Source organism: Rhizobium sp. P1_E1, assembly GCF_056406015.1.
In genome coordinates this window covers 57,322-69,980 of the sequence record NZ_JBFUAY010000009.1, presented here as the reverse complement: position 1 = coordinate 69,980, position 12,659 = coordinate 57,322, and the positions used below count along the sequence as shown (strand labels likewise).

At 61.6% G+C, this 12,659-nt stretch carries 11 protein-coding genes; 6 read left to right on the top strand and 5 right to left on the bottom strand.

Features of this window, described 5'->3' with window-relative positions; genetic code table 11:
• Positions 1-109: 109 nt before the first annotated feature.
• Positions 110-1,474, top strand: a complete 1,365-nt coding sequence (locus AC1D1Z_RS06090; RefSeq protein ID WP_018244994.1) for a putative bifunctional diguanylate cyclase/phosphodiesterase — start codon at positions 110-112, stop codon at positions 1,472-1,474.
• 53 nt (positions 1,475-1,527) lie between these two features.
• Here the strand turns inward: AC1D1Z_RS06090 and AC1D1Z_RS06085 are convergent, their stop codons facing one another.
• The 5 genes from AC1D1Z_RS06085 to AC1D1Z_RS06065 form a co-directional block, all read right to left on the bottom strand.
• Positions 1,528-2,133 (bottom strand): PRC-barrel domain-containing protein, encoded by a 606-nt coding sequence (locus AC1D1Z_RS06085; RefSeq protein ID WP_018244995.1) that lies wholly within the window; start codon positions 2,131-2,133, stop codon positions 1,528-1,530.
• A 233-nt stretch (positions 2,134-2,366) separates the two neighbouring features.
• Positions 2,367-3,254 (bottom strand): SMP-30/gluconolactonase/LRE family protein, encoded by an 888-nt coding sequence (locus tag AC1D1Z_RS06080; protein ID WP_130651799.1) that lies wholly within the window; start codon positions 3,252-3,254, stop codon positions 2,367-2,369.
• A complete protein-coding gene (locus tag AC1D1Z_RS06075) occupies positions 3,251-3,892 on the bottom strand; it encodes a 2-dehydro-3-deoxy-6-phosphogalactonate aldolase (protein ID WP_018244997.1) in 642 nt (213 codons plus the stop codon). Before AC1D1Z_RS06075 ends, AC1D1Z_RS06080 begins: the two co-directional genes overlap by 4 nt.
• A 13-nt stretch (positions 3,893-3,905) precedes the next feature.
• Positions 3,906-4,823, bottom strand: a complete 918-nt coding sequence (locus AC1D1Z_RS06070; RefSeq protein ID WP_112906034.1) for a 2-dehydro-3-deoxygalactonokinase — start codon at positions 4,821-4,823, stop codon at positions 3,906-3,908.
• Positions 4,823-5,590 carry an SDR family NAD(P)-dependent oxidoreductase gene (locus AC1D1Z_RS06065; protein WP_197729112.1) on the bottom strand — a complete coding sequence of 256 codons (768 nt, stop codon included), beginning with the start codon at positions 5,588-5,590 and terminating at the stop codon, positions 4,823-4,825. Before AC1D1Z_RS06065 ends, AC1D1Z_RS06070 begins: the two co-directional genes overlap by 1 nt.
• A gap of 108 nt (positions 5,591-5,698) precedes the next feature.
• Between AC1D1Z_RS06065 and AC1D1Z_RS06060 the strand changes: the two genes are divergently transcribed.
• From AC1D1Z_RS06060 to AC1D1Z_RS06040, 5 genes are all read left to right on the top strand, one after another.
• Positions 5,699-6,496, top strand: a complete 798-nt coding sequence (locus AC1D1Z_RS06060) for an IclR family transcriptional regulator (protein WP_166480531.1) — start codon at positions 5,699-5,701, stop codon at positions 6,494-6,496.
• Positions 6,497-6,750: 254 nt separating this feature from the next.
• Positions 6,751-7,485, top strand: a complete 735-nt coding sequence (locus tag AC1D1Z_RS06055; RefSeq protein ID WP_018449364.1) for a LuxR family transcriptional regulator — start codon at positions 6,751-6,753, stop codon at positions 7,483-7,485.
• 636 nt (positions 7,486-8,121) lie between these two features.
• Complete coding sequence (locus AC1D1Z_RS06050; protein ID WP_028734918.1) at positions 8,122-9,282, top strand: Mrp/NBP35 family ATP-binding protein; 1,161 nt, start codon at positions 8,122-8,124, stop codon at positions 9,280-9,282.
• A 336-nt stretch (positions 9,283-9,618) separates the two neighbouring features.
• Entirely contained in the window at positions 9,619-10,596 is a 978-nt protein-coding gene (locus AC1D1Z_RS06045; RefSeq protein ID WP_018449361.1) for a magnesium transporter CorA family protein, read from the top strand.
• An 18-nt stretch (positions 10,597-10,614) separates the two neighbouring features.
• Entirely contained in the window at positions 10,615-12,513 is a 1,899-nt protein-coding gene (locus AC1D1Z_RS06040) for a potassium transporter Kup (protein ID WP_018449360.1), read from the top strand.
• The last annotated feature ends 146 nt before the right edge of the window (positions 12,514-12,659 follow it).

Below are 12,659 nucleotides of genomic sequence, written 5' to 3'. Positions count from 1 at the left end.
CTCCCTAGAATTTGGGCGTTTCAGGCGGCAGAGGCGGCTGATTTCCTATCGAATTGTTAAGACATGCCGGTCATTCTTTTGCATGGCTGCGGGAGAAGCTCGGGTTTGCATGATGAAATCGGCGGAAATAGCTTTCTTGACCGTGGGTCAGAATGAGCTTCAGGCGATGGCCTATACCGATCCGCTGACCGGATTGGGAAACCGCAATCGCATGCGGGAGAAGGTCCTGCAGATATCTTCCGAGCGCGCCAGCGATCCGGCCCCCTTCACCATCGGCATCGTCAACCTCGACAGTTTCAAGCCGATCAACGATCTGTTCGGCTCGACAGCCGGCGATGAAATCCTCTGCCAGGTCGCCCATCGTCTCAGGGCCTGTATTCCTGATGGCGCGCTTGTGACCCGCCATGACGGCGACGAATTCGCCTTCGTGCTGCCGTTGATCTTCGAGCGGGCGAGCGCCGAGAAATTCGGCCAGATGATCCGCGAGGTGCTATCGGCCCCTTACGACCTCGGCGACCGCAACGTCCGTCTCTCCGCTTCCCTCGGCTTCTCCATCTATCCGTTCGCCGGAGAGGATTGCGAGGAACTGCTGAAGAGCGCCGAGACCGCCCTTTACCGTTCCAAGCGCCGCGGTCGCGGCCAGATCACCGTCTATTCGCGCGAGATCGCGCAGGAAATGAAGCGCGCCACGCAGCTGGAGCAGGCGCTCAGAAACGCCATCATCTCGGATGCGATCGACGTGCATTTCCAGCCGATCGTCTCGCTGTCCAACAATCAGGTCGTCGGCTTCGAGGCGCTTGCCCGCTGGAACGATCCCGATCTCGGCTTCGTGTCGCCCGGCGTCTTCGTGCCGCTCGCCGAAGAGCGCGGCTTCATCGACGCGCTATCGGAGGCGTTGCTGCGTAAAGCTGCCGAAGCAGCACTTTCCTGGCCGCGCGAACTCTTTCTGTCGTTCAATCTTTCCTCGGCCCAAATGATGGATCCGGGCACGAGCAGCAGCGTCCTGTCGATCCTTGGGCGCGTCGGCTTCGATCCGCATCGCCTGGAGCTGGAGATCACCGAGACAGCGGTGATGAGTTCGGCCGATACCGCTCATCGCATCATCGCTGATCTGCGCGCCGCCGGTGTGCGCATCTCGCTCGACGACTTCGGCACCGGTCAGTCGAGCCTCGGGCGCCTGCGCGACTTCATCTTCGACAAGATCAAGATCGACCGTGCCTTCGTCTCGCGCATCAATTCCGATCGCGCCTCCGAACACATCATCAAGGCGATCCTTACCATGTGCGAGGGCCTGGAGCTGGAAGTCGTGGCGGAAGGTATCGAGGATTATGCCGAGGCAGTGAAGTTGCGCACGCTCGGCTGCGGCATGGGCCAGGGCTATCATTTCGGCCGTCCGGCGGACGGTATCGCGACGCTGCGCTTCCTGCACGAGAATTATTATGATCCGACCGTGATGGAGCGTGTCAGCGCATAAAACGATGGCGCCCCTGGGAGCGCCATCGCCTACGCTATACTACCACGCACGGATTACTTAGGCGTGGTCGAGCCGGTTGCCGTGGTGTCGGTACCGGTCGCAGCCGGAGCCTTTTCGGCCGCCAGCATTGCCAGCGTCTTGAACTCAGGTGCGGCCTTCAGCGATTCAGACGTTTCGCTGGTCGTCAGCTTGACGCTGCCGTCCTGGGTGTTCTGCGCGACGGTGATCTTTTCCATCGGCACGGCGACGTTCTTTTCGCCGATGCCGAGGAAGCCGCCGACACCAACGATTGCAGCAACAAACCCGCCGTCCTTCTTCAGGATCAGGTCGTTGACGCTGCCGATGCTTTCATTGTTGCCGTTATAGACCGACTGGCCGATATAGGTGTTGGCGCTGACCTGGTCCGGAGACTGTTCCGTCAGATAGCCGGCCTGAGCCGTGTCTGCCGTCGGTGCTGCGGCCGGAGCCTGTGCAGCATCGCCTGCGGGCTTGGTGACGTCAGGCGTCATCGGCTTCGGTGCTGCCGGATCGGCGGGGGCCGCCTGGGTCGGAGCAGCGGGATCCGCAGGCTGCGGGGCTGTCTGCGAGAATGCCGCCGGTACGAAAGCCGTGGCAAACAGTGCGCCAGCGGCAACGGTCGTCAGAAGTTTGCGTGTCATTTCGAACCTACCTTTGTTTTTCCCTAGAGTGTTCGCTGGCGCGGCAACCCCTGTTTCTCAGGTCTCGTTGCCGCGCCGGTTCGAAGGGAAAATGACTGGTAGAGCGATTGGTTCCGGTTGAAAACTCGGAAAATTTCTCGATTTTCACGGAACATTTATCGAAGAACCGCCGCTAAAACGAGAAAAGGCGCCCCGATCGGGAGCGCCTCTGATGGCCTCTGATCACCCGGTGATCAGATCACGTAGACGGGATCGAACACGCCTTTGACCTCGATGCCGAGTTCCAACAGCGCGCCGGCACTGGGCTGCGCCGAACGGGCATCCTCATCCAGCCCTTCCCAGGCGGTCGTTACCGCCAGGCGGTCGGCATTGACGCCGATGAAGGCAGGGCAGGAGGGTTGGACGGCAGGAACCTTGTAGCGCGAGATGCGCAGGCCGTCCGGACTGTAGCGGTCGACGACGCCGGCGCCCCAGCGCGCATTCCACAAATAGCCGTCGGCATCGACCACCGAGCCGTCAATGTCGCCGGGGTCGTCCATGCTGTCGACAAGCACGATCGGCTCGCCCGAAGGCAGGCCGGTCAACGGATCGACCATGACGCGCATCAGCCGGTTGATGCGGGAATCCGTATAATAGCCGATCGTGCCGTCAGGCGAGAAGCAGATCGAATTCGGGATGCTGATGCCGTTGAAGATCTTCGTCACCTTGCCGCTAGCGACGTGATAGATGGCGCCGGCCTGGTTTTCCGCCCGCTTGCTCATCGTGCCGATCCAGAGTGCACCGGAAGGATGGGTGCGGCCGTCGTTCGAACGGTTTTCCGGCCTGTCGTTTTCGAGTGCTGCGTAGAAGGTGAGGTTGCCGCTTGCGACGTCGCGCACGAAAAGCCCTTCTTCCGTCGCGATCAGCTGCCGCCCGGCGTCGATGCGGGCAAGCACGCTCGCCATGACAGGCAGCGGATGCACCTTTTTCGTGCCCGTCGAAAGATTGAGTTCGTGCAGTTCCTTGCCGAGGATGTTGAACCACCAGACGGTATTGCTGTCCGGATCATAGGTCGGGCCTTCACCGAGAACGGAATTGGTATTGCAAAGGGTTTTGCCCTCGAACTCATAAATATCGGTCATACGTTCACGCTCCCAATGGCTGCATCATAGGCGTAAATGGTCGCCTTGGCGCGCTCGGCAACCTCTGATGCGGTCATTCCTGGCTTGTAGATGCTGGTGCCGAGGCCGAAGGCGAAGATGCCGGCCTTGGTATAATCGCCGAAATTCTTATCCGACACACCACCGACGGCGGCAATCATCAGCTCCGGCGGCAGGATTGCCCGGATCGCCGTGATGCCGGAAGGACCGAGCACGCTGGCCGGAAAGAATTTGAGACCGGTGGCCCCGGCGCGCGCTGCTGCCAGCGCCTCGGTCGGCGTAAAGACGCCCGGCATCGTCACCATGCCGTAGTCGCGCGCCCGGATGATCACCTCGGGCTCGACATTCGGGGTGACGAGCAGCTTGCCGCCGGCCGCATGCAGGCTGTCGACCGCCTCGACAGTCAGCACCGTGCCGGCGCCGATCAGCACGTCGGCCGGTGCCATCTTCGCGGCGATCTCGATGGATTTGAACGGCTCCGGCGAGTTGAGCGGGATCTCGATCGCCGTCAGGCCATTTTCGATCAGAGCACCGACGACGCTTTCGGTCTCGTCAGGCCGGATACCGCGAAGGATGGCGATCAGCGGGCGCTTCATGTCAGGGAAGGGGATACGGTTCATCGTGTCAGCTTTCTCAATTCGGCCAGATGGCTTCGGCGGCAGCCGAAAGCCCGCGGCGCACGGCGGCGTCGGCGTCGATGGCGGTGAAGGCAAGGGAGAGGGTTTTGAAGGCCTGCTCGTAGAGCGCCTGCAGGCGCCCTGAGGCGACGAGGGTGATGTCGGTGCCGTTTGCCGCATCTTGCAGCGCGCCGGCGATTTCGAGGCCGATCAGCGTGCCGGAAAGCCGGGCTTGCGCGGCAGCGGCAGAAATCCCGTGCAGGAGCTGGCCGGAGCGGGCGGTAAACAGCAGGTTGGAGGCAAGGGCCGGGCGCGCGAAAGCGGCCGAGACCGCGGCCTCGAAGGCTGCCGCATCCGCCGGCTGCTCTGCCGCACCGGCAACGGCATGCGAAAGGATCGTGTGTTTGCTGATGACGTCGAACAGCTCGCCGGTCATGAAGGTCGAAAAGCCGGTCACCTTGCTGTCCGTCACATGCACCCATTTCGAATGCGTGCCGGGCATGCAGACCGCCTGCGCTCCGGAGCTTGCGCGGCCGAGCGCGCCGAGAAGCTGGGTTTCTTCGCCGCGCATGACGTCGGGCGTCGCCATGTCCCGCTGGGCAAGGCCCGGCAGGATGCGGATGTCGCGGCTTTCGCCCGGTACGGAGACCGCCCCGGTCAGGATCGAGGCAAGCGGCGTCGGCACGTCGATATAACCGGCCTCGACCCAGCCCTGCCGTGCGCCGGCCATGCCGCAGATGATCACCGGCAGGTTTTCCGGCGCCTCGATGGCTGAGAGATGGCCGGTAAGCACCGCGGAAAAGCCGGTCTTTGCCGCGCTCGTCATGCCTTCGCCGCTGCGGCGTTCGGCAAGGACGGTGCCGTCCCTACCCATCAGCCACAAGCGGAAGCTGCTGGTGCCCCAGTCCACCGCGACATAAGCGGGATTTGCCATTACAGAACGCCTCCATCGACAATCAGGGACTGGGCGGTCATTCCAGCCGCACAGTCGGATGCAAGAAACAGGCAGGGACCGACGATCGCATCGGGTTTGAGCGCGACCTTCAGGCACTGGTCCTCGACCGAGCGAGCAATGCTCTCCTCGCTGAGCCAGTGCTGCATCTGCCGCTCGGTGACGACCATGCCGGGCAGAATGCAGTTGACCCGGATGTTCTCCGGCCCGAGCCTGCCCGCCAGGCTCTTCGTCAGCCCGACGACCGCCGCCTTGGCTGCCGCATAGGCGGGAAAGCCGCCCATGTTCAGCTTGAAGGCGATCGACGACATATTGATGATCGCCCCGCCGCCGGCCACCCGCATCGACGGCACGACTGCCTGCGAGGTGAAGAACACATGCTTGAGGTTGACCGCCTGGTTGTTGTCCCAATAGGCCTCGGTCACCGCGTCGAATTCATGGCGGTCGTCCCAGGCGGCATTGTTGACCAGCACGCGGATCGGCCCTGAGCTGGCAATGACGCTATCGACCGTGCGCCGGATCGCCTCGATGTCGCGCAGATCGGCATGGTGAAAGGAGACCGGATGCGTGGTCTCTCGCGACAGCCTTTCGGCGAGTTCGCGGCCGGCAGCCTCGGCGATATCGATGAACGAGACCTTGGCGCCTTGGCGCGCGAAACCCTCGACGATCGCAGCACCGATGCCCGATCCGCCGCCGGTCACGAGCACGGCTCGGTCTTTGAACTCGGGAAATTGTGCTGCTGGCATCATGGTCACCGTCGCCTCCCGACCTTATCGTTGTTCCATTATTTGGAACTTAATTTGACTATATGGAATTATCGAATTACAGTGGCCTTTCTGTCAAGGGTGGATGAGGCAATGGATTCAAACGGCGGCGGCGCAGCACAGGCACGTGAGACCGGCACGCTCGGCAAACTGATGGTTCTGCTCGATCTCGTCACCCATGCGGATGCGCCGCTGCGTTTTACTGATGTTCTGGCTCTCGCCGGCCAGCCGCGCGGCACGCTGCATCGCCAGCTCAGCCATCTGGTCGAGGAAGGGCTGCTCGAGCTCGATGGCGACGGCCGTTATGCGCCCGGCCTGCGCCTGCTCGATTTCGCCGCGCGCAGCTGGGCGCGCAACGAATTCCGCATGATCGCCGAGCCGCACCTTGCCGATCTGCAGCGGGCAACCGGCGAGACGGTGCATCTCGGCGTTCTGAGAGGCCAGTCGATCATCTATCTCGACAAGGTCGAAGGCCGACAGCCGGTGCGCATGTATTCTCAGATCGGCAATGCCTCGCCTTGCTATTGCACCGGCGTCGGCAAGGCCGCCCTTTCGCTGCTTCCGGCCGAAAGCCTCGTCGATCTCGTCGCCGGCCTGAGCTTTACCAGCTTTACCGCCTCGACCCATGTCTCGGCCGAAACGCTGCTTGCTGAAATCCGCGAGATTGCCGATCAGGGCTATGCTTTCGACCGCGAGGAGCATGAGGCCGGCATCCGCTGCGTCGCCGCACCGGTCTGGTCGGAGGATCGGACCTTTATGGGGGGTATTTCGATTACCGGCCCGGCCTATCGGTTGTCGATGGAACTTCTGCACCAATGGGCCGTTCCGGTTCAACTGGCGGCTGCGAGGATCATGGAAGGCATGCGCCTCCGTCTCGGTCCGCGCCGCTGAGAGAAAAATTGCTATCAGCCCGCTGCTGGACGCAATCGCAGAGCATGCTTATGATGAGCGCGATATTGAGATTTGCCGACGAATCACCACAACTAGAACGGTCCGCGAAATCTACAACCAGTCACCGGCCGAACGCTCAACGCTGAAGCCGATTCCAACCAGCGATCGTCGTTCCCCGATGCAATCGAAACACCCATAGCGGGCAGGTTTCGCAAACGGTTTGCCGGCCGCTGTGCCGAAGATGAAGAAATGTGATGGCACCCTTGTCGCAAACATCCACGGAAGAAGACGATTATATCAAGGAAATAGCGGGCCTGAAGACCCAGTTCGATATTTTCCGTTTCATGAAACGGGTGACGGAAGCCTATCGCAGCCGTGCCTTCATGGTCCTCAACCTGCCGCCGATCACTTCCTTCGATCTTCAGGGCAGCACTGTCATCACCAGCTGGCCGGCCGAGCTTCTGGCTCTCTACGACCAGGAAGGCCTGATGGTGAACAGCCCGGTCCTCAGACGCCTCAGAACATCTGCGCGGCCCTTCTTCTACGACATGTCAAGACAGAACTGGTCGCGGGACGACGGCAAGTCCATCCTCGTCGCCTCCCTGTTCGAGCGCTTCAAGATGATGCGCGGCGCCTATTTTCCGACGCACGAGCCCTCCGGACTGCGCGGCGCCGTCTCTTTCGCCGGCGACCGCGAACCCTTCAGCCCGGCCGAGATGCGCGAACTCTGCTATATCGCCATCCATGTGTTCGACAGGCTTGCCGAGATCCGCAACCTCGATACGCGCATCACCGACACGCTGACCGACCGCGAGATCGATTGCCTCAACTGGACGGCGGCCGGCAAGACCAGTGCCGAAATCGCCGAAATCCTCACCCTGTCCGAGCACACGGTCAATCACTACCTCAACCGCGCCACCAAGAAGCTCGACACGGTGAACCGCACCCAGGCCGTCGCCAAGGCGCTGCGCATTGGCTTGATCAAATAAGTTGCAAAAAACAACCGAATGCTTTCGAAGCCGCCCAGCGCATAGGCAAGTCCTTCCCGTTGGCGGGCTGTCCCAAGCGCTTTTGCGCTGATTTTTCATCTGGCACGCTTTCTGCATCTCTTTTGCGAGAGGTCCAGAGGGGACTTTGAGACCAGCGCCAGGAAATGGCGCGGCCGACACACCGCTGCCCGACGCCGATGCCGCTTTCTCCCGGCCCTTCGGTGTCGGCGGCGGTTGTTGCGTTTTGGCACCGCTTCTTTCGCAGCTGTTTGCGATTTCCTCTTCCCGGTTCACTTTTCACTGGCCTTTTGCTCGGCTTGCTCTAGTTCGCCCCGGATTGCGCCGGTTCTCGGGGAGACCGTTGCGGCCATCAGGGCGAAAGCCCGGCGGACTTGATGGCCGCAACGGATTGCCAATTCCCCGGCGCTCTTTTGGCACGCCGTCAAATCGATTTTCTTCCCGATGATTTTGTTTGGCGAAGGCTTCCGTCTCCACTATCTCTACTGCATGATTTCAGCCTTGATCGATTTCGATCAAGGCTGAAATCATGCAGCAATTCAAAGTGCTACAGCGTCCTTTGCGCGTCTTGAAAGACGCGCGGCGCTGTAGTCTGCAAGAAAAAGCAGTGAGGGTGGAATGACCGACGTCACCAAGGAACAGGTTCTCGAAACGCTGAAGACCGTGCGTGGACCGGATCTCGAGCACGATATCGTCGAGCTCGGCATGGTCTCCGACGTCTTCATCTCCGACGGAAAGGTTTATTTCTCGATCACCGTTCCGGCCGACCGCGCCAAGGAGCTTGAGCCGATGCGGCTCGCTGCCGAGCGCGTCATCAAAGAAATGCCGGGCGTCAAGGGCGCCCTCGTCACACTGACCGCGGACAAGAAGGCGGCCGCCGCCGCTCCGGCTGCCCGCCCTGCGCCGAACCCGCCGCACGGTCATCCCGGCCACGATCACGGGGCCCACGCCCCTCAACAGCCGCCGCGCGCCGGCAAGATCGGTGTGCCTGGCATCGGCGCCATCATTGCCGTCGCCTCGGGCAAGGGTGGGGTTGGCAAGTCGACCACCGCCGTCAATCTCGCGCTCGGGCTGCTCGCCAACGGTCTTCGCGTCGGCATTCTCGATGCCGATATCTATGGTCCCTCGATGCCGCGACTGCTGAAGATATCCGGCCGCCCGACGCAGATCGACGGCCGCATCATCAATCCGATGGAGAATTATGGCCTCAAGGTCATGTCGATGGGCTTCCTTGTCGATGAGGAGACGGCGATGATCTGGCGCGGGCCGATGGTCCAGTCGGCGCTGTTGCAGATGCTGCGCGAAGTCGCCTGGGGCGAACTCGATGTCCTCGTCGTCGACATGCCGCCCGGCACTGGCGACGCGCAATTGACCATGGCCCAGCAGGTGCCGCTTGCCGGCGCCGTCATCGTCTCGACGCCGCAGGATCTCGCTCTGATCGATGCCCGCAAGGGCCTCAACATGTTCCGCAAGGTCGAGGTGCCGGTGCTCGGCATCGTCGAGAATATGAGCTATTTCATCGCTCCTGATACCGGCACCCGCTACGACATCTTCGGCCATGGCGGCGCCCGCAGGGAGGCCGAGCGCATCGGCGTGCCCTTCCTCGGCGAAGTGCCGCTGACGATGAACATTCGCGAAACCTCCGACGCCGGCACGCCGCTCGTCGCCTCCGAGCCGAACGGCGTCGTCGCCGGCATCTATCGCGGCATCGCCGCCAAGGTCTGGGAGCAGATCGCCGGCCAGTCCCAGCGCCCGGCGCCGACGATCGTCTTCGAATAATGCATGTCGCCCGGAAGTGTGCAGCGGTTCCGGGATAACGTCGGTGCTTGAGCGAGCCGAATCACCGCGGCGGATACCCCAAATTGTGGGGGAAACGTGGTGAAAAGCCGCGCTTCACGGAAGATGTCTTGATTATTTCACGGCTTTGCTTCATATGCCGCGGCGCCATGATGGCGTTTGCTGCAGATGCTCAATGACGGTCGTCTTCGTTTCGAAGAGGCGGCCCGCCTGCAAGTTCGGAGTTGTCTTGTCGATCGAAGGATTGGGAACTGCGATGCGGTTGAGCACAATGCGCATGCCGGCCTTTGAGGTTGGATGCAGCCGGAGAGACTACCGGTGATTACCGCTTACTGTTCGAATTGCAAGTCGGTCGAGATCCGCGATCTGTCGCATGCCGCCTCCTTTCCCGAGGACGTCGTCTGGATCGACATGATCGAGCCGACCCGCGACGAGGAGCTCTATGTCGAAAAAATTCTCGGCATCGAGGTTCCGACCCGCGACGATCTCAAGGATATCGAGCCTTCTGCCCGTCTCTATGTCGAAAACGACGCCGTCTTCATGACCGCCTCGCTGCTCTGGAAGGCTGACACCGACGTACCGACCCTGACCGATGTCGCCTTCATCCTGGCCGGAAACCGCCTGGTCACCATTCGCTACGCTCATCCCAAATCCTTTGCGCTGTTCATCGCCGCGCTCCATCGGCTGCCGGAAAACTGGCGCAGTGGTGCCGCCCTTCTCGCCAAGCTCTTGGAGACGATCGTCGACCGCACCGCCGAGATCCTCGAAATCTCTGTCTCGCGCCTCGACATCTTGTCGACACATGTCTTCGGCGACCGGGCAAGGAAGGTGCGCAAGCCCTCGAACTACCTCGAGGAGAAGCTGCGCGATATTGCCGGCCATCACCGGATGATCAGCAAGGTGCGCGACAGTCTCGGTTCGCTTGCCCGCCTGCTGACGTTCTTTCACACGATCCCGGCGATCCAGCAGGACCGCGAGGCGAAGGAGCTCTGCCGCACCGTCTCGCGCGATATCCAGTCGCTGTCGGAGCATGCTTCCTTCGTCGCCGCCAACATCACCTTCCTGCTCGACGCTTCGCTCGGTCTCATCAACATCGAGCAGAACTCGATCATCAAGATTTTCTCGATTGCCTCGGTGGTGTTCTTGCCGCCGACATTGGTCGCCTCCATCTATGGTATGAACTTTCAGATCATGCCGGAGCTGACCTGGGTCGCGGGTTATCCCTACTCGCTGGCCCTGATGGTGATATCCGCCGTCATCCCCTTTTTCTTTTTCCGCTGGAAAGGCTGGCTCTAAGGAGCCTGTTGCAACTTCATGTCCGAAGAGAGCCATCCGAACGAACGCCATATGACGCCGCGAAAGCTGTTCTATCTCGGGCTGGGTTCCGTCGGTGTCGTCTACGGCGATATCGGTACCAGCCCGCTCTATGCCTTTCGCGAGGCGTTGAAGCCGGTGGCCCATGACGGCGTCACCCGTTTTGAAGTCATCAGCCTGATCTCGCTGATGATCTGGGCACTGACGATCATCGTCACCATCAAATATGTGCTCTTCCTGCTGCGCGCCGACAACGACGGCGAGGGCGGCACGCTGTCGCTGCTTGCACTGCTGATGAAGACCGCCAACGGCCATACCGCCATCCTGATGCTGCTCGGCCTGATGGGTGCCGCTCTCTTCCTCGGCGATGCGATGATCACGCCGGCGCTTTCAGTGCTGTCGGCCGTCGAGGGTCTGAAGCTCGTCACACCCAGCCTCGCGGAATATATCGTGCCGATCTCGGTGGTGATCCTGGCGCTGCTCTTCGTCGTGCAATCGCGCGGCACCGGCGCCGTCGCGAAGTTCTTCGGCCCGATCACCGCCGTCTGGTTCCTCGTCATGGCTGCCGCCGGCATTTCCCATATCTCGGACGATTACGGCATCCTGGCCGCCTTCAATCCCTATTATGCCGTCAGCTTCCTGTTGCATGAGGGCTTTTACGGCGTCGTCGTGCTTGGCGCCGTCTTCCTGACGGTGACGGGTGCCGAGGCGCTCTATGCCGATCTCGGCCATTTCGGCCGCCGCCCGATCCAGTGGGCCTGGTTCCTGCTGGTTTTCCCGGCGCTGACGCTGAACTATCTCGGGCAGGGGGCGCTCGTTCTCGGCAATCCGATGACGATGTCCGATCCCTTCTATCTGATGTATCCGAAATGGGCGCTGCTGCCGGTCGTTATCCTGGCGACCGCTGCGACGATCATCGCCAGCCAGGCCGTCATCACCGGCGCCTTCTCGATGGTGCGTCAGGGCATCAACCTCGGCTTTCTGCCGCGGATGGAAATCCTCTTCACTTCGGAAACCAATACCGGGCAGATCTTCGTGCCGTCGGTCAATGCCGTGCTGTTCATCGGCGTCATCTTCCTGGTGCTGAGTTTCAAGACTTCGGACGCGCTGGCGACCGCCTATGGCATCTCCGTCACCGGCGCCATGGTCGTCACCTCGATCATGGCCTTCGAATTCGTCCGCGCCCGCTGGAACTGGTCGCTTCCCGTCGCGGTGATCGCGCTTGCGCCGCTCGTCGTGCTCGAAATGATCTTCCTCGGCGCCAACCTTTTGAAGATCCACGACGGCGGCTATATCCCGATCATGATCGCCACCGCCTTTACCGTCGTCATGTGGACCTGGCGTCGCGGCACGGCGATCCTGATGGAGAAGACCCGCCATACCGATATTCCGCTCGCCTCCTTCGTCAGCTCGATCGAGCGCAAGAGCGAACATTCGCCGGCCCAGGTCCCGGGTACGGCGATCTTCCTGACCAGCGATCCTGAATCCGCCCCCGCCGCCTTACTGCACAATCTCAAGCACAACCATGTGCTCCACGATCGCAACGTCATCTTGACGATCCGCACGATCAACAAGCCGCGCGTGCCAAGCCACGACCGCTACAAGGTCGAGCAGATTTCCGAGCGTTTCTCCCGCGTCGAGCTGCTGTTCGGCTTCATGGAATCGCAGAACGTCTCGCAGGCCTTGGCGACATTGCGCAAGACGGGGCTGAAGTTCGACATCATGTCGACCTCCTTCTATCTCGGCCGCCGCAAACTGGTGCCGGACGCCAAGTCGGGCATGCCCTATTGGCAGGACCGGCTCTACATCGCCCTCGCCAACGCCGCTGCCAATCCCTCGGACTACTTCCGTCTGCCGGCCAACCGTGTGGTGGAACTGGGCTCGCACGTTATTATTTGATTGCGCTTCGCCGCCGGCCTTTTTCCCCGTGTCGACGGGGAGAAGTCGCGGGTATTGCGACAGCACGCATCCCTTCGGGTTGTGCTGAGCTGCCCATAGGCACATTCCGGCACGGCCTGTTAACCGGACGTCAAGGTTAATGCGAG

Excerpts from the sequence above, each read along its gene's own strand:
- AC1D1Z_RS06090 (WP_018244994.1), top strand. The coding sequence starts at position 110 with ATGATGAAATCGGCGGAAATAGCTTTCTTGACCGTGGGTCAGAATGAG.
- AC1D1Z_RS06085 (WP_018244995.1), bottom strand. The coding sequence starts at position 2,133 with ATGACACGCAAACTTCTGACGACCGTTGCCGCTGGCGCACTGTTTGCC.
- AC1D1Z_RS06080 (WP_130651799.1), bottom strand. The coding sequence starts at position 3,254 with ATGACCGATATTTATGAGTTCGAGGGCAAAACCCTTTGCAATACCAAT.
- AC1D1Z_RS06075 (WP_018244997.1), bottom strand. The coding sequence starts at position 3,892 with ATGAACCGTATCCCCTTCCCTGACATGAAGCGCCCGCTGATCGCCATC.
- AC1D1Z_RS06070 (WP_112906034.1), bottom strand. The coding sequence starts at position 4,823 with ATGGCAAATCCCGCTTATGTCGCGGTGGACTGGGGCACCAGCAGCTTC.
- AC1D1Z_RS06065 (WP_197729112.1), bottom strand. The coding sequence starts at position 5,590 with ATGATGCCAGCAGCACAATTTCCCGAGTTCAAAGACCGAGCCGTGCTC.
- AC1D1Z_RS06060 (WP_166480531.1), top strand. The coding sequence starts at position 5,699 with ATGGATTCAAACGGCGGCGGCGCAGCACAGGCACGTGAGACCGGCACG.
- AC1D1Z_RS06055 (WP_018449364.1), top strand. The coding sequence starts at position 6,751 with ATGGCACCCTTGTCGCAAACATCCACGGAAGAAGACGATTATATCAAG.
- AC1D1Z_RS06050 (WP_028734918.1), top strand. The coding sequence starts at position 8,122 with ATGACCGACGTCACCAAGGAACAGGTTCTCGAAACGCTGAAGACCGTG.
- AC1D1Z_RS06040 (WP_018449360.1), top strand. The coding sequence starts at position 10,615 with ATGTCCGAAGAGAGCCATCCGAACGAACGCCATATGACGCCGCGAAAG.